This window comes from Mesorhizobium sp. M0816 (genome assembly GCF_040320005.1).
Classification (GTDB): domain Bacteria; phylum Pseudomonadota; class Alphaproteobacteria; order Rhizobiales; family Rhizobiaceae; genus Mesorhizobium.
Window position 1 is genome coordinate 22062 of the sequence record NZ_JAMYOT010000034.1, and the last position, 21959, is coordinate 44020.

Annotated in this window: 13 protein-coding genes and 4 pseudogenes; 8 read left to right on the plus strand and 9 right to left on the minus strand. The window is 57.6% G+C overall.

Translation table 11 applies throughout. From position 1 onward, the window contains the following. Positions 1–15: 15 nt before the first annotated feature. Both NKI17_RS31405 and NKI17_RS31410 read right to left on the minus strand, forming a co-directional pair. Positions 16–360 (minus strand): hypothetical protein, encoded by a 345-nt coding sequence (locus NKI17_RS31405; protein ID WP_352907342.1) that lies wholly within the window; start codon positions 358–360, stop codon positions 16–18. Beyond that, positions 360–626, minus strand: a pseudogene (locus NKI17_RS31410) (transposase); the annotation flags it as partial. The pseudogene NKI17_RS31410 and the gene NKI17_RS31405, both read right to left, overlap by 1 nt. Before the next feature lie 724 nt (positions 627–1350). On the opposite strand from NKI17_RS31410, the gene NKI17_RS31415 reads away from it, so the two are divergent. The 7 genes from NKI17_RS31415 (at position 1351) to NKI17_RS31445 (ending at position 13102) form a co-directional block, all read left to right on the plus strand. After that, entirely contained in the window at positions 1351–5676 is a 4326-nt protein-coding gene (locus NKI17_RS31415; RefSeq protein WP_352907343.1) for a beta-ketoacyl synthase N-terminal-like domain-containing protein, read from the plus strand. Continuing rightward, positions 5673–8888 carry an acyltransferase domain-containing protein gene (locus tag NKI17_RS31420; protein WP_352907344.1) on the plus strand — a complete coding sequence of 1072 codons (3216 nt, stop codon included), beginning with the start codon at positions 5673–5675 and terminating at the stop codon, positions 8886–8888. The genes NKI17_RS31415 and NKI17_RS31420 overlap by 4 nt, the downstream gene beginning before the upstream one ends. 115 nt (positions 8889–9003) lie before the next feature. Further along, positions 9004–10275 carry a M20 family metallopeptidase gene (locus NKI17_RS31425; protein ID WP_352907345.1) on the plus strand — a complete coding sequence of 424 codons (1272 nt, stop codon included), beginning with the start codon at positions 9004–9006 and terminating at the stop codon, positions 10273–10275. A gap of 8 nt (positions 10276–10283) precedes the next feature. Beyond that, the gene (locus NKI17_RS31430) at positions 10284–11003 is read left to right on the plus strand and encodes a gamma-glutamyl-gamma-aminobutyrate hydrolase family protein (protein WP_352907346.1); all 720 of its coding nucleotides are present in this window, start codon (positions 10284–10286) and stop codon (positions 11001–11003) included. A gap of 6 nt (positions 11004–11009) precedes the next feature. Next, the gene (locus NKI17_RS31435) at positions 11010–11486 is read left to right on the plus strand and encodes a RidA family protein (protein WP_352907347.1); all 477 of its coding nucleotides are present in this window, start codon (positions 11010–11012) and stop codon (positions 11484–11486) included. Between the two features lie 3 nt (positions 11487–11489). Further along, positions 11490–12701, plus strand: a complete 1212-nt coding sequence (locus NKI17_RS31440; protein WP_352907348.1) for an FAD-dependent oxidoreductase — start codon at positions 11490–11492, stop codon at positions 12699–12701. Positions 12702–12955: 254 nt separating this feature from the next. Then, a complete protein-coding gene (locus NKI17_RS31445; protein ID WP_502894672.1) occupies positions 12956–13102 on the plus strand; it encodes a hypothetical protein in 147 nt (48 codons plus the stop codon). 61 nt (positions 13103–13163) lie between these two features. Here NKI17_RS31445 and bcoG read toward each other — a convergent pair whose 3' ends face one another. From bcoG to NKI17_RS31470, 5 genes and pseudogenes are all read right to left on the minus strand, one after another. After that, positions 13164–14111 (minus strand): 3-dehydrocarnitine:acetyl-CoA trimethylamine transferase BcoG, encoded by a 948-nt coding sequence (gene bcoG, locus NKI17_RS31450; RefSeq protein ID WP_352907349.1) that lies wholly within the window; start codon positions 14109–14111, stop codon positions 13164–13166. A gap of 448 nt (positions 14112–14559) precedes the next feature. After that, on the minus strand, positions 14560–16614 hold the full coding sequence (locus tag NKI17_RS31455) for an acetate--CoA ligase family protein (protein ID WP_352907350.1): 2055 nt from the start codon (positions 16612–16614) through the stop codon (positions 14560–14562). 7 nt (positions 16615–16621) lie between these two features. After that, positions 16622–16849, minus strand: a complete 228-nt coding sequence (locus NKI17_RS31460) for a hotdog family protein (RefSeq protein ID WP_352907351.1) — start codon at positions 16847–16849, stop codon at positions 16622–16624. 13 nt (positions 16850–16862) lie between these two features. Then, positions 16863–17343, minus strand: a pseudogene (locus NKI17_RS37155) (KamA family radical SAM protein); the annotation flags it as partial. 514 nt (positions 17344–17857) lie between these two features. Next, positions 17858–19022 (minus strand): annotated as a pseudogene (locus NKI17_RS31470) (IS256 family transposase). 783 nt (positions 19023–19805) lie between these two features. Here NKI17_RS31470 and NKI17_RS31475 point away from each other — a divergent pair. Continuing rightward, entirely contained in the window at positions 19806–20846 is a 1041-nt protein-coding gene (locus NKI17_RS31475; protein ID WP_352907353.1) for an isopenicillin N synthase family dioxygenase, read from the plus strand. Between the two features lie 80 nt (positions 20847–20926). Here NKI17_RS31475 and NKI17_RS31480 read toward each other — a convergent pair. Together NKI17_RS31480 and NKI17_RS31485 are read right to left on the minus strand one after the other, a co-directional pair. Next, positions 20927–21097, minus strand: a pseudogene (locus NKI17_RS31480) (ISL3-like element ISMdi2 family transposase); the annotation flags it as partial. A 50-nt stretch (positions 21098–21147) separates the two neighbouring features. Then, positions 21148–21930 (minus strand): SDR family NAD(P)-dependent oxidoreductase, encoded by a 783-nt coding sequence (locus tag NKI17_RS31485; RefSeq protein WP_352907354.1) that lies wholly within the window; start codon positions 21928–21930, stop codon positions 21148–21150. Positions 21931–21959 lie beyond the last annotated feature (29 nt).

Below are 21959 nucleotides of genomic sequence, written 5' to 3' on the forward strand. Positions count from 1 at the left end.
AGGCTGTTGAAGAAGTCAGGCTCTTTCGCAAACGAAGCCTGAATCGTCGGCGTTGTGGATGTAGAAGTGGCCGACGAGGCGGCCTGCAGTGCCAAAGACAGCCCAGCCGCGGCCAGAGGCTGGGTCGTTCTCATCATGCCCCTCCCACGAGAATTCCGCGCATGCTGAGCCATCGCGGGTGCCATATCGGACATCGAGGAAGCCCTTGAGTGCGCCGAAGGCGATCTCGCCATCCGCCGAGCCTTTGAATGTCAGATGCGCTTCCTCGACGAGATCGAGGAAGTCGTTATCCCAAACATCCATCTCGACGATGCGCCAGCGGCCGGCAAAGGCCCTCGCGAAGCCGGGAACCTTGGCCATCAGCCGGTCTCCGCCATGAGCTTTGGCAGTCGCACCAGATTGTAGGCAGCGGCTGCGAAGGTGAAGGCCCATCCGACACGGTCGCGGCCGCGGAACCTCGTCTTGTGCTGGCCGGCCACGACCTTGATCCAACCGAATGCCTCTTCGATGCGCTTCCTGATGCGCTGGCTGACAGCATAGCCGCCATGCCGCGTCGTGCGCCCGTCGATCGCGGAACTGCGGCCGCTCGTGTTGTTCTGCGCTACATGCGGCGTCACCCTCATCGAGTTAGGTTCCGCCTCTCGAGCTTCGTGCTGACTGCGGTGATGGCTGTGGTACTGAACGTACCACTCCACGCCATTCTTCAGGATCGCACAACAGCGAAGCCGATTGTTGCACATCGCCGCCGAATCCTTGGGAGCGGCCGCCAATGCTTGGCGGCCGCTCCGACACGTCCTCGCCGATTAGATCAGCTGCGCTCCCCGGTTTTGGTCGTCCTGGCCGAGCTCGCCACCACAAGCATTGGCTTCTGATCCAGCGCCTTCGAGAAGGCGTCGAGACGCTGCACGCGCGGCACAATTCCATTTCGTCTTTATAGTCTTGCCGTGTCATAGGTTTAGGATGCCGCATCAACGCCTCGGATCAACCGGCTATGATCTAAGCAAGGCCATGCGACACGTGCTGTCGGCTTGTCGGGTAGTCGACACATAAATATCAGCCAATATTCCATTGTTCATTACGGCAAGTTACTGAAAAACATCTGTAAAGTCTTTTTGTCAACAAAAATGGCATGAGTTTTGCGAGCTCTCCTTGCGACGCGATTGTGAGATAACCCGCGGTAGCGAAGATTGGATCACTACTGCGTCCGAAGGTGGCCTTCGGTGTGTTGTTCGGCACGACGGGGGTTCGCCCCTCGACACGTCTCTCGTAAGGAATGCCAGATCTGCATACGGTTGTTGGAAGAACGGTCAGTGGCTCAGCGGTCATGGGCAAATTATTGGAGGCAGCAAGGTGAAGCAGGAAGGTACAGAATTTGCATTGAATTCATCGCAGGAGCGGATGCGTTTTCTGGATGCGATTGATCCGCGACGCAAGGACCTCAACATATGCTGCGCAATGGAAATGGCGACCCGCTTGTCGACCCGGCAGCTACATCAAGCGCTGATGCCCATTCTGCCACAGCACGTCTTCCTGAATACAAGGCTTATCCGCCGTGATGGGCGCTATGTCTGGTTTCATGCAGCAGGAGTAGAATGCTTGAAGGAGGTGGTTCTACCCGAGAGGGCCTGCGCATCAATGCAGCAAATTCCTGCTCTGTATCAGGAGTTTATAAGCCAGCCTTCTGAACTGACGGCGCGCTGGCCTTGGCGAGTCCAACTTGTTCAGTGTGAAGGTAAGAGCTACCTTTTCTGTCTCTTCCATCACATCATCTGCGACGGTGACCGATCACTACTTTTGTTGTTGCAAAGCTTGTCCGGCCAAGTCAAAAACAAAAAGGAACGCGACCTGCTGGTCGGAGTTCCTTCGGCAGAGCAACCGACAAAAGGCGATTGGGAAGCGGTGTCGCGCCTCGCTGAGGAGATCGACGATCTGGGCGATCTGCGGGCTAGGTTCCACCATGTGGGCACGCCGCGACCGAGTTTGAGTGAGTTTGTCATTCCACCAGATGAGCAGATTTGGGGGCATGATGAAACTGAGGCTGCTCTTCTGGCCGCACTGCAATTCGCAACCGCAAATCTGTTGAACAATGAGCAGATTATCGTTGCTATCCCGCAGGATTGCGTTCCCGACAGCTGCTCTGGATTCGGCTATTTCGGAAATCCAGGATTGGCATTGATACCGTCATTTATTGAAGACCGTAGTTTCGGCCAAGTGCCGCAATGGGCACTGGCGCAGGTGGAACTCTCAGCCCGCATCGGGCGCCTTCCGTATCAGGAGATCGCTGCCTCGCCTGGTTTTGCGGAATTGGGCCAGGCTGACAATCTGTTCGATGTTCTCGTGGTACGGCGTCGGCTTTTCGGCTTTTCCAGCCCATCGATCGCACGAGTCTTTGAACCGGTACCGTCGCTCACACCGTATCTGATCGTCGTCAATCATTGGCATGACGCCTCCGGACGGCTGATTTGCCGGCTAGAGGCTGCCAGCGGTCTGATGAACCAGAGTTCGCTCGATTATCTGGCAGGCCGCATGAAAGCCTACCTGCTACCAAACTGGCCCATTGCAGCCGGCCCGAAGGGCCTGGTTGACTTCACCGGGACTCCCGCAGCTGTGACGCCATTTTTTCTGACCGCATTGCGCCAGCAAGCCGATGGCAACCCAGAGCGTGAGGCGATACAAGGTCAACGCGACAGCTATTCCTACCTGTCAGTAATCCGCATTGCGGATCAATTGGCCAGCCATATTCAGACACGGATCGGTGGGGGCAATCCGACGATCGCCTATGCCGGTCCGCGCGAGCCTAAGGAAATCATGGCTCTTGTCGGGGTGAATATGGCCGGCGGGTGTTTTCTTCGGCTGGATGAAAGCGACAGCCATTTGCACCTAAAGCAATTGGAAAGGACGGGCGCGGAGGCGATCCTCGTGACGGAGGAGGTGTTTCAGGATTTCGATCGGCCAGAGGGGTTCGCTCCTTGCGACACACCGATTGCAGGTTTTCGCCTTCTGGTCCGGTCACGTGAGCAGCACCCATCCCCAAAGTTTGACGCCTATGTAGTCATGACTTCAGGATCCACCGGAGAACCAAAGGCTATCCGGTTTCCGGCCGCACAATTGGACCAACTAGTGAAATGGCATCTCGACAGTCTGCCCGAGGCACATCGCATGGCTCAGCTGTCGTCGCTTATGCACGATATAGCCTATCACGAAATCTATGCGACGCTGGCTGGAGGGCGCACCCTCGTCTTCGCGGAGCCGAAATTAAGATCGAGTCCAGGCGCGCTCGCGTCGTTCGTGAATGAAATGGCGTTGGACAGAATCTACCTCCCAACGGTGCTGTTGGAAGGAGCGGCCAACGCAGCGTTGGAACAGAACCTGCCTTGCCGGGAATTGCGGATGGTCATTGTTGCCGGCGGGACATTAGAGATCAACGATAATGTTAGGCGGTGGTTTGCGAAGACAGGCGCGACCCTCGTCAACCACTACGGCATGTCGGAAACCCAGGACATAACGGCCCATGTCCTCGGAAGCGAACCCGATGCTTGGCCAGACCTTCCCCATATTGGACGGCCGATCGCAGGGACAAAGATTTCTGTATTGGGCTGCCGGAACGAACGGCTTCCGGCGGGCGTGGCTGGCAATCTGGCGGTCCAGTTTCCGGTCGACTCGGGGCAAGGGTTGTCAGTGCCAATGGTGTTGGGTGATGTTGGGTTTGTGGATGACGACGACAATATTCACTTGGTGGGACGCAGCGATCGGATTGTCAAACTGCGTGGCAACCGGATTTCGTTGGAGGCTATAGAACTGGCCCTTCGTCAGCGCGAAGGCATTCTGGACGCTGCCGCAATCGCTCCGCTTGCGACGGCGTTCGGGCAGGAGCCTCGAGTCTTTTTCACATGCGAACCCAAATTTCAGGAGCCGCCCGCAGATGATCTGGTCGATTACATCGTAGCCAAACTCGGACGTCAGTTCCGTTGCCGGGTGTCGAAGTTGGCCGAGATGCCACGTCTGAAAAACGGCAAGATAGATTATCCGTCACTCGAACGCCGCGCTGCTGAGATAGCCGTCGGAGAGACATCCGTGTCGGTCCTTCTAGACCAGGGGGTCGCGCCTGATGACATGAAAATAGCGGCGGCGATCCGGAAGCTAGTGCCCGACGCGAGGTTCACCGCGACTAGCCGATTCAGCGACATTGGTTTCGATTCTCTTGGGCTCATGTCGCTTGAACTGGAGCTTGCCAGCACCTTTCCTGACTTAACGGTAGCCGATTTTTATCGGTTTCCCACCGTTGCCGCGCTGGAGAGTCACCTTGAGAGTACCAAAAATCCAGTCAAGCTCGATGTCCCCCGTCCCGTGCGGTTTGAGGGGCAAAACGACTACGTAAGCGTCGTCGGCATGGCCGGTCGTTTCCCTGGGGCCCTAACGACGGAGGCGCTATGGGCGAGTCTGGCGGGAGGGCACTGTCTGATCACAAAGGGCGACCACGAGGCCAAAGAGAAGGGGAGAGAAAATTCGAGAGACTTTGTTCCAAGCTTCGGACAGCTCGAAAACGTAGACGCATTCGACTACGAATTCTTTGGGCTCTCTCCGGCTGAAGCCTACAGGATGGATCCGCAGATACGGATTTTTCTCGAGTTATGCTGGGCAGCGCTTGAGCATTCCGGTGATGCCGGCTACGGGGCCGATACCCGCATTGGACTTTTCGCGGGTGCCGGGCTCAGCACTTATTTAATGAATGAACTGGAGCCTTTGCGCAAAAGCAGGACCGATGTCTGTTTTCGCGAGGACAACACGCTGCAGCTACGGCTGGGCAACGACCGAAACTACCTGACATCCACGGTTTCTTATCGCCTTGGCCTCACCGGGCCGAGCATCACAATTCAGGCGGCGTGCGCCACGTCGTTAGCGGCAATTCACTATGCCAGGCAAGCACTGCTGAACGATGAGTGCGATATCGCGCTGGCCGGTGGCATTTCGGTGATTTGGCCTCAGCCGACAGGGTACGACTATGTGGAAGGATCGGTCCGCAGCCCGAAAGGTCTTTGTCGTCCCTTCGATGCTGGAGCCGACGGAACTGTGTTTGGAAACGGTGGCGGTCTCGTTGTACTGAAAAGGAGCAGCGATGCTGTCCGTCACGGCAACACCGTTTATGCAAACATCGCCGGTAGCGCGGTCAACCATGACGGCAGCCGCAGGATGAACTTTGCCGCACCAAGCCCCCAGGGCCAGGCTGACGTAATCACGCAGGCTTTGCGCAATGCTGGCTTGGGTCCAGATGCGCTGAGTTTTGTCGAGGCACACGGGACCGGTACGGTAGTCGGGGACGCCATCGAGTGGAGTTCCATTGGGCAGAGTCTGAGGAAAGCCAAACGAGATGCGCCGTGCCTAGTTGGTTCCATCAAGGGCAACATTGGTCATCTCGACGAGGGGGCCGGGGTAGCCGGATTCATCAAGTCTTGCCTAAGCTTATATCACGCTGTCTTTCCGGGCACCTGCCATTTCTGCGAACTAAACCCGCGGCTACCGCCCGATGACAACATCCAAGTATCCAGCCGCCCGGTGCCGCTCGGTCTCTCGAACTCGCTGTTCGGTGGCGTAAGTGCATTTGGGATGGGGGGCACAAATGCACACATCATTTTGCAAGGTGTACATGGCGGACGATCGAGGGAGCCAGTGACATGACACAGGCAATCGGCACTATCCTTCCATTGTCGGGGAAATCGGCCCCAGCCTTCAAGGCCAATGCGGCTGCAGTAAAACAGTTTCTCTTGTGTGGGATCAACTGCAATAAGCCCGACTTGGTGGAAACCTTGTCGCGTGGGCGACGTCATTTCAGCCCATGCCGAGGCGTAATTTATGAAAATGAGGGCAGGTACAGTGTCCACCACGGCGAACCGATGAAGCAGCTTCCCGATGGGCAAAGTTCATCAAATCTCGTCTGGACCTTTCCGGGGCAGGGAATGCAACTGAACTGGAATATCATCGGGCATCTGAACGGCATCGAGGTATTTCGGGACCGTTTTGACGAGATTCTCGACGGCTTACGGTCCCGCCTGGGCCAAGGGCTCTTTGCCGAAAAGATTGGCGCGTTTCTCCCGAAAAAGGGCAATAATGGTTTCGTTTGTGATCGATCCAATACGATCCATGATCAGGCGCTCGTTTTTGCTTTCGAACTGTCGCTGAGCGCTTTGTGGCTGTCATGTGGAATTCGACCAGTCGGTCTTATTGGGCATAGCGTCGGCGAAATCGCTGCCGCAGTGTCTGCCGGCGTGCTTGCTCTGGACGAGGCACTAGATCTGATCGTCGCACGCTCGGTGGAAATGGAACAGGTGCCTGAGAAGGGCTTCATGTGCCAAGTGGACGCCGATGCTGAGTCATTGCAGGCCCCGCTACTGAAGTTTGGCCTCGAAATCGCTTGCAAGAACTGCCCCGATCGGACAGTTGTGGCCGGTCGAGAGCCTGCATTTGAGGTCCTCGAGAATTATTGTGCGGAAAATGGGCTAAGGCACCACCGCCTCAAAGTTGCTAATGCCTTTCACACCGAGATTATGGCGCCAGCGTCGCAAGCTTTGCGCGTTAGAGGTCCCATTCTCGCACCCAAGACTCCTCTTATTCCAATTTTCCCTACCTGTTCCACGCACACAGGTGAGCCATTCACACGAGAATACTGGGCTACGCAAATGCGATCTTGCGTTGATTTTGTCGCGGGGGTGGAGCGTGTGTTGGACCGGATTGAGGCGCCAATTTTCCTTGAAATCGGCCTTGGACAGGCGCTGAGCGCCTTTACTCGCACAATTGCGGGGCGCAATGCCCGAGCTGAATTCGGTGTGGTGGCGGGGATCGGTCGTCCCGACAATCCAGTTGCGGAGAAAATCGCTGATCTGTTTGCGGCGGGCTATGCTGTGCCCTGGCATGAGCTTAACAACACCGAACGTGGTTTGCTCGTCCCGATGCCGACCTACCGGTTCATCCAGAGTGAAATCGGCAGCACTGCGTTTCGCATGCAGGTCCCTGGACAACACGCGGCCTCGCTGCCACCTCTCGGCAAAGGGACCATCCGCAAGACCACGACGTTCGAGATATCGCCGCAGGAAGCCGATTGGTTTGAGGAGCATCGGGTGAACGACGCCTATGTAGTTCCCGGAGCTGGAATGCTGGCGATGATTTTCGATTTCCTTTCCGACCTAGGCCACGCCATTGAGAATCAGTTGAATGATGTGGTTTTTGAAGCGCCTATCGTTTTGAACACGGCTGGAAGCAGATGTCGGATTGGCATTCAGGTCGAAGGTGGCGATCGGCCAAGGGTTGCGCTTTATTCTCGGACGATAGGGAAAGAAGAGACTTGGACGCGGAATGCTTTGGCCGTGGTGGTAGACTCTATCGCAGTTTGGCCTGATGAAGCTGAACCTTCCGCTATGGGGCAACGCGGTAAGACCGATGCCTCTGAAAGCCTCTATGCACAATTTGCCCGGCAGGGGCTGGAATATGGTCCACAGTACAAGCGGATTGAAAGTAGTAGGCGTACCAAAAAGGCGGTTCATGCTCGGCTCTGTGCGCTCTCCAGCGCCACCGGATTGACCGGACTAACCACCGCCCTGAATGCGATGTTGCAGGCGGCGAGCTTTGCGATTGCTGTTCCAGGGCAGGAAACGGCCTTTCTCCCGGCCAGCATAGGTTCGGTCAGCCTACGCGACGCGGCAAGTTTCGCCTATGCTGGAACTATCTCGGCCCGGGTTGACGGGAAACGCCACGACGCCGTCCTTCGCGACGCTAAGCAAAGGCCGATCTGCGCGATGCGGGATGTCGGACTTATCCCCAGCAACCTAGCGCATGGCATTGATACTCTAGCCGAACCTGAGGACAGGCCAGTTCTGTCGACGGCGGCTGAGGTCCTGGGCGTAGATAAGGCGTCGCTAGATATAAACGGTTCCTTGTCCGACAACGGTGTTGACTCCTTTCAGTTGGTCGAGCTTCGCTTGGCACTCGAAGAATTAAGCGATACTCGTATACCACTGAGCTTGCTTTCTGACGGCGCCAGTCTCCAGGAGATTGAGCGCCAGTTCGCAGGGATGAGCAGCGGGAAATCCCCTATTCTGTCGGCCGCGCTTGCTGCTCCCGAAACAGCCGAACAACCCCGGCCGAAGATCTTTTTCGTGGAAGGGATTTTCGGCCATGTTGGGGGAGAGGCCGGACTGCGCGACTCAGTCAAGTCCAGCATCGATGTGATCGGTCTGGGCGCCCCCAACGACGGCAGTTCTGCCGACATTGTAGCGGCTGTCCGCCAGATGGCCGATGAAGTCGTGCAACACCAACCGGACGGTCCGCTGAGGCTAGTAGGGCACTCATTCGGAGCTATGCTCGCATATTCCCTGGCTGTGGAATTGAGACGTCGCGGCCGAGAGATCGACCGGATTGTCGCCATAGATGGCCTTTTGGCGCCGGCCTTGTGCCCGCATCATACCGCTCGCGTGGACGATGACGATTTCAACCAACTTCTGCATATGAGCCGATGTAAGCCAACAGCGATAAACTCCCCCACGTCGACGGCAGAGCGCGTCGTGATCGGCGAATTGAAGCGGGTGTTCGAGAGGAATTGCCGCATCGCAGCTTCGGCTCAGATCTACGCACCGGTTAACTATCACGTAACGCTAGTCCTGCCTAGGCAGGACAATGTCACAGGTATAACCGAAGAGGTGTTCTTGCAGAACTTAAACGCGATCCAAGCAACTACCGGTGTAGAAGAACTCCCCAACGTTAAAGTATTGTATGTCGGTGGTGACCATTTCTCGATGATCCGCAGTCCGGCCATCAATGAGGTCGGTCGCCTCTTTGTATCTCACGCAAGCTTGTCCGCCGTGAGCACGCCCGGGCCGTATGCGGGATGCTTAACTTGAAACTCGCGTGCGATGACAACCCTTCGAACGGTTGATGTCCCGAGGGTGGTATAGCTTCGACTCTCGCCGTGCTTTCCGGACGCAGCCGGGAATAAGTCAGCTTGCCGCAGCCCTGATGGGTCAATACGAGCGCGGCATTCATGAAGTTCACCAATCAATTCATTACGCTTTTGCGCTTCTTCTTCCGGCGCGAAATCGCCATTCTTCGGCAAAAATTTTAAAGGATGTCCTAATGGCAATTGAAACCGCACAAGAGGCGTGCTCCGGTAGACTGCGTTTCGATCCCATTCGATTTCTACAGCAGATCGTGGCAATCGACAGTTGCGATCCGCCAGGTAGTGAAATCGAGGTCGCCAAACTCGTCCACGCCGAACTACTCGCCCTCGGCATAGAGGCCAAACTGGATGAATTTCTTCCTGGACGCGCTAATGTCTTGGGCCGAATCTGCGGAACGGGTGAAAAGCCCGCGTTGCTCCTTTCGTCCCACATGGATACCGTGCCTGTCGGTACCGTCCCATGGCGACGGCCACCTTTCTCAGGAGAAATTATGGAAGGTCGGCTATACGGGCGTGGCTCGTCCGACATGAAAAGCGCCCTTGCGGCGATGATTGCCACTGCGGGAAACTTGGCGGAAAAGCGTCAGATGCTGAAAGGTGATCTAATCTTGGCGTTTACCGCAGGAGAAAGTGCAAATTTACTTGGTGCTCGACGATTTGTTGAACAAGGGCTTAAGAAAGAAATCGGAGCTTTTCTTTGCGGAGAGCCTAGTGATCTCGATATTATTATCGTTGAAAAGGCGGCTTTGTGGCTGCGGGCTACTGCTAAGGGTCGTTTAGGTCACGTCTCTGGCGAACCTGGCATTAACGCCATCGATGCGATCCACTCGTTCCTCACTCACCTCTACTCTCTGGAATTGGAATGCCCGCCGCATCCGCTTCTCGATGGCCCGACAATTCGCGTTGGTCGAATCGAGGGGGGCTCTGCGGTCAACCTAACTCCTGACCACTGCGTGGTTGACTTCGATATCCGACTGCCTCCGGGTGTCGATCACCGCGCGGTCGTAACGCGGGTGGAAAATATCGCACCCGAGGATGTTGCCATCAGTATCCTCGACTTCAAGCCTGCGGTGGAGAGCCTCCCCGACGACAGCTTCGTCAAGCTATGCAATGACGTCTGCACACGTCACCGGATGCGCAACCCGGAGATCAAGGGCGTCTCCTACTACAGCGACGGCACTGTCCTACTGGAGGGGCTGTCCGTTCCCTTTGCCATCATCGGTCCCGGCGACCTCGGCCTGAGTGGGCAGCCAGACGAATCCGTTTCCATCGAAAACGTTCTGAAGGCAGTCGAGATTTATCAAGACGTCGCCACGGCTTGGCTATCGTAAGGATCAACATGTCTCGTCTTCCACGTATCGGCATCACGCCGGACATCAATGACATTGTCGCTCCTGAAACCGAATACGTCGTCCGCCGAAACTACGCGGATGCTGTATCGCAGGCTGGTGGCCTGCCCCTCATTTTGCCCTACGGGGACATCGTAGAGGAGTACTTGGACGCAATCGATGGCCTGCTAGTCACCGGTGGCATGTTCGACATCGATCCAGCGCTCTATCGCCAAACTGCACGCAAGCCTTACGTGGTGAAGCCGGTGCGGACGGAGTTCGAGAGAGCCATGATCGAGAAAGCGCTGTCAAGACGCATGCCTACCCTCGGCGTTTGTAACGGCATGCAGCTCCTGGCCGTCTGCCTCGGCGGGCAGCTCGTGCAGGATATATCGACCGAGGTCGGTGGCGCGTTCGAACACAAGCCTGAACAGTCGGCGACGATAGCGCAGCACCAGATAGAGATCATAGCTCGGTCACGCCATCTCGTGTGCCCAGAAGGGACCAGCTACGCAGTAAATAGCGTTCACCACCAAGCAGTCCTTCCGTCGGAAGCCTATAAGCCGATCGCCGTCTCACCAGACGGTGTGATTGAGGCGGTAGAGGCCAACGCCGGCGGCTTCGCAGTCGGCGTGCAATGGCATCCGGAGTACGGCGTCGGTCAGATCGACAACATCGTCTGGAGCGGATTTCTGGCGGCGGCAAAAGAATATTCCTTGAGGCATCGGTGAGCTACCATGATCCCTACCTCTGAAAAGCGCCTCGAGGCGCTCAATCTTGTGTTGCCGCGCATTGCGAAGCCTGCCGGAAACCTCTTGGGCTTCAAGATCGACCGTGGCCAGATCTATGTATCTGGTCAGTTGCCGCTGGAAGACGGCGTGGTGAAGTATCTCGGAAAGGTCGGCGAAACCGTCGCACGGGAGACAGCCTACGAGGCGGCAAAGCTCGCCGCCCTCAATGTGGTCAGCCAGCTTTCGCTGGCGACAGGTGGAGAGCTTTCGAAAGTTGCCGAAATCGTGAAAGTGTCGGGTTTCGTGAACTGCAGTCCGGATTTCACGGACATCCCTTTCGTTGTCAACGGTGCATCGGACCTCTTCGTCTCTATCTTCGGCGATTGCGGAAGCCATTCCAGGTTCGCAATAGGCGTAGCTGCTCTTCCGCGCGGGGTTCCGGTGGAGATCGAACTCATCGCTCGTCTTCGCGACGAGGGATAGCCGATGCGAGACGTGATTGTTCTCGGTGCAGGCGTCGTCGGCATGACTTCTGCCTACGCTTTGGCGCGCAAAGGATTCGCCGTCACCGTCATCGACGCCGCCTCCGCTCCCGCAGAAGGGGGCGCGAGCTTTGGCAATGGCGCGCAGTTGAGCTACTCCTACACCGACGCGATGGCTTCTCCGTCGATGGTCGTAAACCTTCCCAAATATCTGCTCGGATGTGACCCTGCACTCAGAATAGCGCTCACGCCGTCGCCGAGGTTCATGTCTTGGGGTCTTAGGTTTCTCGCCAATGCAACCCGGAGCAGCTTCGAACGCAACACCATCGAAGTCCTGAAGCTCGCGATGGAAAGCCGGACTGGCTTTGCAGAGCTTTCCGAAAGGATAGAGTTTGATTACCGCAGTACGGGTAAGCTCAATGTTTACTCCAGCCATGAGAGTCTTCGAAACGCCGAGGCTCTCAGCGTTCTGAAAAACCATTATGGCGCGGGGCAGGTCATCCTGACTCGGGATCAGGCGATCGCACGGGACCCGGCTCTGGCCCACTACGGTCACCCTTTCGTCGGCGCCTTGTGGTCGCCATTCGACGCAGCAGGAGATTCCAGCCTCTTCTGCCGAAATCTTCGAAGCCTGTTGGAGAATGACTACGGCGTAAGGTTCATGCTCCAAACGAAGGTCGAACGCTTGGGGACGCGGGCAGGGATAATCGCTGCCGTCGGCACCGCCGTTGGCGAACTTTCCTGCACTCGCGCCGTGATCGCACTTGGTGCCTGGACGGCGCCTATCGCGAGGACAGTTGGTATCAGTTTGCCGATCTGGCCTGTTCAAGGATATTCGTTAACGATTCCAGCGACCGCGTTGGCTCCTGTCGCGAGTATCACCGATACGGCGCGAAAGATGGTATTCTGCCGCATCGGCGACCGGCTCCGAATCGCAGGCCTTGCCGATATCGGTCCCAGTAGTGGCGAATTCAAACAAGAGCGATTCCGAACCCTTCTTGACACGGCCAAAGGGATTTTCCCCAAGGCGGGCGACTACGACGGAGAGGTTAATGCGTGGACGGGTCTCAGACCTATGACGCCCAACAGCCAGCCGATCGTCGGGAGCTCGAAGGTCGGTGGGCTGTTCTTGAACTGTGGGCATGGGTCGTTGGGATGGACACTCTCCATGGCTACGGCCTCCAGGCTGGCTGAAGTGGTTTCGGCTTCTGCATAATGCTGTGCGCCAAGCAGTCCTTCGGGCGATGTCACGTTGTCTGCATATACACGCGTTGAGACCTGCGGCCGCTGATGAGCTGGGTCGGGCTTTCGTCGAAGCGTATCCATCCGGCGGAGACCCTACCGGATACTTACGTCGAAGCACAACCATCGGCCGCTTGGGTGGCGAGATGCTCGGCGAGTTCGTCAGGGCGCTGTCAGATCCCATGGGCGGAGAATTCTCACCTTGCCGTTTGACGACGAGGGCGGACGATGAAGCGCTTCAAATCCTGCGCGCAGTGTCCCCGCCTCGTCTCCATGTACGGCGCGATCGCCAATCTCTTCCACCTTCCCCGCAACTTTCTCACCGCTGCCCAACATCGCGAGCTTCACAACGCCTCCATGCAAACGTGGGCCTGATAAACCCATGCCGGACGTAGCCTGAAAACAGACCGATGGCCGAACTGCGTTCATTGCCAGGTTAAGGGGACGCCATCCTCTCGGGATGCGCTCTCGGTAACTCTTTGCTTGGCCGCTTCGTGAGCTTCAGTTTCTCCCGAACCTCTTCCGGTCCAACCACTCTCGCTCCCATGCTCTCGACGACGTTCACAGCCCGTTCGACTAGCTGGCCGTTTGTAGCAAACTGGCCCTTGCCCACGTACAGATTGTCTTCGAGGCCAACACGGACATTGCCACCGGCAAGCACCGCCGCTGCTGGATATGCGATTGCATCGCGGCCGATAGAAAAGGCAGAGAACGTCCAATTCGCAGGAACGCTGTTGGCCAGTGCTAAAAAAGTATTTAGGTCATTGGGCGCCCCCCAGCGAATTCCCATGCAGAGCTGGACCAGGACGGGATCCTCGATCAAACCCTCTTCGACCAGTTGCTTGGCAAACCAAAGGTGCCCATTGTCGAAGACCTCAATTTCGGCCCGAACGCCGTGATCGGCCGTCATCTTAGCCATGGCCCGCAGTGTTGCCGGCGTGTTGGTCATGACGAAGTCGCCGACGTTGAAGTTCATGGTGCCGCAATCGAGAGTGCAAATCTCGGGAAGGCATTCGGCGATATGGCTGAAGCGTTCGGTGGCGCCGCAAAGGTCGGTTGATGGGGCAAGTGGAAGCGGTTGTTCCACGCTGCCGAAAACCAGGTCTGCTCCCATCCCGGCCGTGATATTCAGCACAACGTCGGTGCTGGCCTGCCGAACACGGTCGGTGACTTCCTTGTAAAGATCGTTGCGCCGCGAGGGTGCACCGGTTTCGGGATCGCGAACATGGATGTGCGCGACGGCAGCACCAGCCTTTGCTGCTTCAATAGCGGCGTCCGCGATCTCTTTTGGCGAACGGGGTACATTTCGAGTGGTTCCGGCGGTATCGGAGCCACCAGTAACTGCGCATGTTATAAAGACTTCGCGATTCATAGCGAGCGGCATTGCATTTACTCCTATCGATGAAATGGGAACTTTATTGAGTGCGGCGCTGTGACTAGTTGGCAGGCCCAAGCCGCCCCACCGAGCGAATCCAGTATCGACTGCCAAGCAGCCTGGTCGGCCCGCGTGAGATTAATTCTCTCATCGGCGACTTTGCGCAAAGATCGGGCGGGAGCATCTTGGCAAGCGTCTGTGCCACTGCTCCCTGAATGCCTCGGTGCGCTCGTCGAGAACGAAGGCGCTCGGCCGTCCGGACGAGGCCAAACACTGCAGCAGGCGCCGCACCGTTGGCCGGACCGAGTTTGATCCCGGCCGTCGCCACCAAACGTTCGTTCCGGCGGAACTTCGGGCAAGAGTGGGCTGCCGCCGAGCCAAGCTCGGCGATAGCTTGGTCCGCCTTGGGAGGCACAAGCGGAAGAGGACTCTGTTGCACGTGTGCCTCCGCGATACCCTATCGAGCGGCTACAATCCTCGCATCGACCGCGATGCAGCGACTGGACCCGACGATGAGCGGGTTGATCTCGGCTTCCAGCACGTTGTGGTGATCCGATATGAACCGCGAGATCGCTGCGACCGTTTTCGCCACGCCCGACAGATCGAGCGGCGGGCGGCCTCGGAAATCGGCGAAGAGCGGTGCAACGCGCAAGGAGCTCAGCATGCGCCGGGCGGTTAGTTCGTCGACCGGAGCAAGCGCCACGACCCGGTCGCGCCAGATCTCGGTCTTGGTGCCGCCAGCGGCGACCACGACAGTAGGTCCGAACGCCGGATCGCGGAGACCCCCGATCAACAATTCCACGCCGTCGCGCTCTACAATCATCTCCTCGACGCTGAAGCCGGTCGGATTGAGCTGCCCGGTGAGTGTTTCGATCTTCGCCCGCAACGTCGCTTCGTCATAGATCTCCAGAACGACTGCCCCTGAATCGCTCTTGTGCAGGCTGCCAAGGGCCTTGAGCACCACGGGGTAGCCTATCTTGTTGGCCGCGATCGCGGCCTCGTCCACGTCGCGCGCGTGGATGGCGCGCGTGAACGCTACTCCACCGGCGGCAAGCGCGTCCCGACTTGAAAGGTAGTCGGTTTCCCCTAGATAGGCCGCCGTCGTTTCGATCTTCGGTAATTGCCGCTTTGCCTTGCGAATGCGGCCCAGAGCGAGAGGCCGCGCCGCCTCTTCGGGAAAATCGAAAACGGGCACCCGGTCGGCCGCGAACGCGACCATTGCCGGTTCGGTTGTGATCACGGTTGCCACAGACAACCCAATCCCAAGTCTCTGGCAGGTCTCGCGGATATCAGTTGCGACGGCGGCTTCTGATTCAGGGGGCGCGCCGGCCACATTGTTGTATGCGCCGTTAAGAAGAATCGCATCAACCTCTCCGGACGCAGCAATGGCGCTGATAACCGGCTTGAAGCTGGCCAAATCAAGCGCCCCGACGTAGTCGATTGGATTGCCGGTCCCAGAACCCGGAGGCATTATTTCTGTAAGCTTGGCGCGAAGCGCCGGCGAAAAGGCCGGAACCTCAAGTCCCTCCTCTACTGCTGAGTCCGTTCCAAGCGTGGCGAAACCGCCGCCGTCCGCAACCACGGCAACGCGTCGACCAGGTGCCCGTACACGGGCGCTCAAGCCGCGTAGCGCCAGGAACAGATCGCCCATACCGCGTACGCGAACAACATCGAGTTCTGCGCAAAGACTCGCGAGAACGTCTTCGTTAGAGATCATGGAGCCGGTGTGGGAGGCGACACTACGGCTCACCGCCTCGCCGGCACGAGGGGCAACAAGCACGACCTCCTTGCCCAATTGCCTGGCATGCTCGATCGCCTGAAACAGGCGGCGGCCATCGCGAAACTCCTCAACATAGGCGACGATGACGCGCGTGTTCGGATCGAGCGCAAAGGCTTCGACGAATTCCTCGACCGTGAGATCGGCCTGGTTGCCGAGGGACACGGCTCGAGAAATGCCGAGGTTCTCCCGTGGAAGGCGAGCGCCCAGGTCCACGACGATGCTTCCACTTTGCGAGATGATCCCGATGTCGCCCGGCGCCAGCTTCCAGAAGGCGGTACACTCAAGATTGGCGGCGGCGTTGTAAAGGCCCGCGCAATTCGGGCCCACCAGACGCGCACCGGCTGACCGAATGCGGTCCCGGAGTTCGTTCTGCAGGCGGCGGCCTTCTTCGCCGATCTCGCCAAAGCCCGCAGTGATGCAGACGAGGTAACGGGTTCCGATCGCCAGCACCTCGTCGATCGCCTGAGGAACATGCGGGGCCGGTACGCAGATCACGGCAAGTTCCGGCGTCTCGGGAAGCGAGCGCAGGGACGTGTAGGACTGCTGGCCGAGAATTGTCTCGCCGCGTTGATTTATCAGGTGAATGCGACGCCGCGAGGCACCCGCGAGCAATTGGCGGGCATACGCAAAGCCCCATTTGGTCGTGGTCGACGATGCGCCGACCAGCGCGACAGAACGGGGGTTGAAAAGGCCGTCGAGCGACTGCGATAGTTTTTGGGCTTCGATGTTCACTGTCACCTCACGCATTCCATTCAATCAGAAGGGTATCGCGGCCGGTCTGGACGGTTTCCCCCGTCTGTTTCGTCACCATGACGGCGAGCGTTACCACGCCGGTATCAGGACGACTTTTCGAGCGCCGCGCTTCGACGACCTCATAGGCGGCCGTTATCGTGTCCCCCGGAAACATCGGAGCGCTGAAGCGGCGTTGCGTCTCCATCCAGCCGAGCATCGCATACGTGATTAGCATTGCATGCCTCCAATCAATCTCGGGGCAAATCGTCCAACCAGCAGGCATCCTTGAGGTACGGTCGGGAAAAGATCTTTCCGATCTTTTCGGGAATCTTGTTTTGATGGGTTCGTATATATACGCGACCATCGGCTCCAACGTCGAGAACCTCGATATTTCCTGTGTAATGGGACATAATGTATTTGAATGTCTTTTGGATGCCGCTGAGACATCGGTTGATGCTGTGTGCAATCTCTACTCTGCGGCGCAGTGGAACCTGAAAAATGCGATGCGCCTTTTGGGCTCGCAGGCGAGGGTTTTTGTGCCGAATCTAATCGAATCCAAACGTGGGATCGGCAGCAGATGATCAACAATTTTGTCGAGCTTGGCGGTGCTGAGCACGAACGGGTCGCCCCCGATAGCAGCACTTTCGTCATCTCAGGATGGCCACCAATATATTCCGCTATCTGAGTGAAATCAGCTGCGATTTCATCGGAATCTTTGCCGACAAGGCGCGTCCCCTCGATAAAATTCATAACTGGGGCATCAGTTCGAGCAAGCTTCATGTGGACATCCTCGGCCGGGAGACTGCAAGACCACCATGTCCGCCGATGCAATTGGCGTGCCACCGAAGAAGTGGTTAGGCTAGGTGCAAAATGAAGTGATTTTCGCCGCAGCCATGGAAACTTGTATCTCAGTGTGTCAGGTTCCGAACATAAACATAACAAACCGGACACAGCTAAACACGGCACGACCCGGAATGGCGAAGGTCGCCACTTAGTCTGAAAAATTCCTTAGGGTTCACACTACACGACAGTGGAGGCTGAGAGGCGGGAATCATGTTGTGAAGCTCGCGATGTTGGGGAGCAAGATAGTCGTACTGAGCTGGATCAGTCGACAGGGTAATTGGATGAAGACCAAGACGCTTGGCTGCTTTCACGTATAGCAGACCATTGCTCCTTATGCGGTGCCGTAGCGGATCGTGTTGGAATTCGGCGGAGCAGCCTCCGGTAGGCTGAGATTATCGGTTCATGCGACGAGGTCAATCTGTTGACCGAATGGCTTGGCGGGAAGCGTCTGCCATCCGTCGATTTTTCGCATCGAGATTTGGTCGGACGCCATTAACGCCCAGAACAACATTGCCGCGGTTTCGGCCGAAGGCAGCACCGCCTGGGTCTTGATGCGCCGCTTGAACTCTTCATGCAGACGCTCAATCGCGTTAGTTGTTCTGGCGCTTTTCTATTGGCTCGGCGGCAGTCGGGTGAAGGCGAAGAGGCGCTCGCCGGCTTCCTCCCAGGCTGTCAGCCACTGCGCGGCACTTGAGCCGCCATTGCGGAGGAACGCCTTGCGGCGGGTCTCGGTCTCCTCCGGCGTGGCCGCGTAGATGATGTCCGCGTAATCGGCGCTGATCTCCTCGTGCAGCCTTTCGGGAGCATGAGCAAGCAAGCTTCCTGTGCTTGTGAACCATGCATCACTGCACCGGCGCCCCGTCCCACAGCGCGGCAATTGCCCTGTCCAAGCTGGGCGCACCGCCGACGATGAGGAACTCCGGCCGGCGAAGGCCGCGCCCGACGCATCGAGAATGGCCCTGCCAGACCTCGGTCGTCTCTCCACCCATGTTCTTGACCGCGAGCAGGGATCTTTTGTCCGTCCGCGCGCACGCCAATGACCACGAGCACGAACCACCGTCCCGTCGAGGATCAGGCGCACGATCGGCTCGTCGGCCAGCGAGCGGGCATCCAAGCGTCCCAGTCCCGTCTTCACCTTGCGCCAGGTCCGGCTGACGACGTCCTTGCCGATCGCGCCGCCGAACAAGGCCGCGAGCGCCCGCCGCACGCGGCGCGTGTTCGTACCCGCCAGGTAGCTCGACGCGATTAGCGCGTCGGCCGCCATCGTGCGCCGCTGATAGACGCGCAAGGCGTTGCTCTCCATTCCACCGTCTTGTCACCGCCGGCCTCGAGACATGCCCGCGGCACCGTGATCTCAGTGGTGCCGAAGGTCCCTGTGAGCGTGCGCGTCCGGCTGCCGTGGCGGTGGCCGGCGACACGGTGGTCCCATCACTGCGCGCCGCCGGCTGCCGGCCATAACGGGGACGGGCAAGCACCGCTTCCAGCTCGGTCTCGAGCATCGTTTCGATGAGGCCGCGCACCCACTCGCGCAGGCCGGCTTCGCTAATCGGATCAAACCAGGATATCTCGTCGCCTCATCCCAAGGATGATCGGCTTCGGCATTGACGTTTCGGGGGGTGAAGAAGTAAGGCGATACCTGACCATCGCTCCGGTCGTCACTGGAGCGATATCATCATCGAGCTGCAACCTTAGTGTCTGAATCAGAATGGGGGCGGTGATTTCAAGGTCTTGCGAGCTTCGGGTGAGCATGCGGATGTTGGCGATGAAGACCCATGCCTCGGCGGAGGCGGTAGCGTCGGCTTAACCTGGCAATGACGCAGTTCGGCCAGCGGTCTGTTTAGCCAACGTATTCATGGGTTTTCTCAGCATGGCAGATGAGACGCAACCCAACCGCCTTCAGTGGCGAAATACGACCGGAATTCCAAAGGGCTCCTCCAAGTGATTCTCCGAACAGAGTGAAACTTCTGGATTACTTTCAAGTCCATAAATTGCGTTTTGCTCGTGATAACGCAAATGTTATATCCTTAACAAGAGAACCAAAACTTAATATATCTTAACGAACATGGCGCCATGTTTTTCCGCAAGCCCCTTGATTAATCCCCACAATTTGCCAGACTTGGTCATGTCCAAACGGCTCCGATCTAGATGAGATTTCGGCGCAAATTGGACGCGTTAGGACTTAGAGAAGCGCTTCAACGAGCAATCTCTTCTGACTGTCGTTCAGTCTACCCGGGCGCAGCGTATCTCTTCACTGCGGCGGGAGGACGCCTTTGGTCCCCAAAGTCCCCTCGGGGCAAACCCCGTCGCGCAATAAGATACTGGCACACATTCTGTATGGATGAAGCACTATGATTAATTCGAACCTCGGCCAGCTCGACGAAAGCCTTCGGGCAAAGCGACAGTCCTTCGATAAAGTTCCACTCGTGGATCTCGCCCCCCTTGTGGACGGAAGCGACGCGGGAAGGGTGGCGAAGGAAATCCGATGGGCGCTGGCCAATGCCGGATTCGTGTACATCAAGAACCACGGTGTGCCTGCGCAGTTGATAGACGAGACCTTCGCCCACACCCGAGCATTCTTCGATCTGCCAGCCGAGGAGAAGATGAAGCTGCATATCAGCAATTCAGGCGTGGCATTGCGCGGATATATCCAATTTTTCGGCGAGAACACCGATCCGGCCAAAACCAACGACTTGAAGGAGTGCTTCGATATTGGTCCCGAGCGGCAGACTCTTGAGAGCCCCTTCTTCGGGCCTAATCAGTGGCCGACCAGCCTGCCCGGATTTCGGGAGACCGTTTTCTCGTGTCACGAGACGATGAAGGAGCTTTCAATCAAGATACTGAGTGGCATCGCACTCAGCCTTGATCTGCCAGCCGATTTCTTCGAACCACAGATGAAGAGCCCAATCACCATCCAGCGCTTGCTACACTATCCGCCTCAGACTGGAGTAGTCGACGAGAAGGTCATCGGCATGGGCGCGCATACCGACTATGGCAACCTTACGATTCTTGCACAGGACAGCGTCGGTGGACTACAGGTGATGAACCGCGACGGCGTATGGGTCGAGGCCAATCCCATCCCCGGCACCTTCGTCATCAACATCGGCGACCTCGTGCAAAAACTGACCAACGATCGCTACCTCGCCAACCTGCATCGGGTGGTGAACATTTCCGGGCGGGAACGCTATTCGCTTCCGTTCTTCGTAGACGCCGACCATAACGCGGTCATCGCACCCTTGGAGAGCTGCGTCTCGAACGATAGCCCGGCGCGTTATCAGCCAATCACCTGCGGCGCGCACAAGTTTGCACGGTTCGTCGAGAGTTTTCCGCATTTGCATAGGGAACATGCCACCGGTCCTACGGCTCGGCCGAGCGGACCCGCGTTTCTTTAGACCAACAGCGGCAATTTGGGGATCTTCGGCACTTTTGGTGCAAGTCAGGCTTCCGACCCCACCATCTCCGCCTGTAGTATTCAGGCGGTTGCCAACAGGCGGCTTCGCAACAGCTCGTATCCGGCCCGTCCGTACATTTGACGCTTGAGTGTCTTGAGGCGGTTGATGTGGCCTTGGACCGGACTTGCGCTCCAAGGATGGGTGATGGCCGCTTTGACACCGTCGATGTCGCGTCTGATGCCCTTGGCCAGAGCATCCAATTCGGTGCCGGCTGCATCGGCGACCCAGGTCGAGGGCGGCGCTACCGCTGTAGCAGTCCAAGATGGTCGCCGGCATCAACAACAATGATCTGACCGGTAATGTTTGACGCTTCCGTCAGGAAGAACAGCGCAGCCTCGGACATTTGTTCCGGTGTGCCTGCCTGGCGTAGAGGCGTACGCTGTTCCTCGTCCTCTTTCATCTTGTTGTACTCAATTTCGCCGATGCCATTTAGCATCCAACGGGTTTGGATGAAGCCGGGGCAAATGGTGTTCACCCGAACGGCGGGGCTGAGCCAGCGTGCAAGCATCACGGTAAGAGTATTTAAGGCGCCCTTGGACAGCACATAGGGCAGTGAGCTGCCGTTGCCGGTGAGGGTGGCATTGGTGGACACATTTACGATCGCGCTGCGTTCTTTGCTTTCCTCCCATAGTCTCTGCATGGCCGGAAACACAGCACGGCTCATCATGAAAGCGCCGGTTGTGTTCACGCGAAATATGCGGTCGAAATCCTCCGGTGTGACGTCTTCAAGGTCGCCCGCTTTTTGGAACTTTGTGGTGGCAGCGTTATTGATAAGGCCGTCGATGCGCCCCCATTTGCTCAGGGTCTCGGCGGCCAGTTTGCGGCAATCTGCATCCTGCCCCACGTCGGCCTGCACAACGATGGCTTCAACACCTTGCGCTTTGACCTTGGCATAAGTCTCGTAGGCTTCCTTCTTGCTTCGAGTATAGTTTATCGTGACGTTCCAGCCCCGCGCCGCGAGGTCGATGGCACAAGTCGCACCCATGCCCGTTGCCGATCCTGTCACAATTGCCACTTTGGTCACGGTGTTTTCCTTTAGAAATTTGACACTGC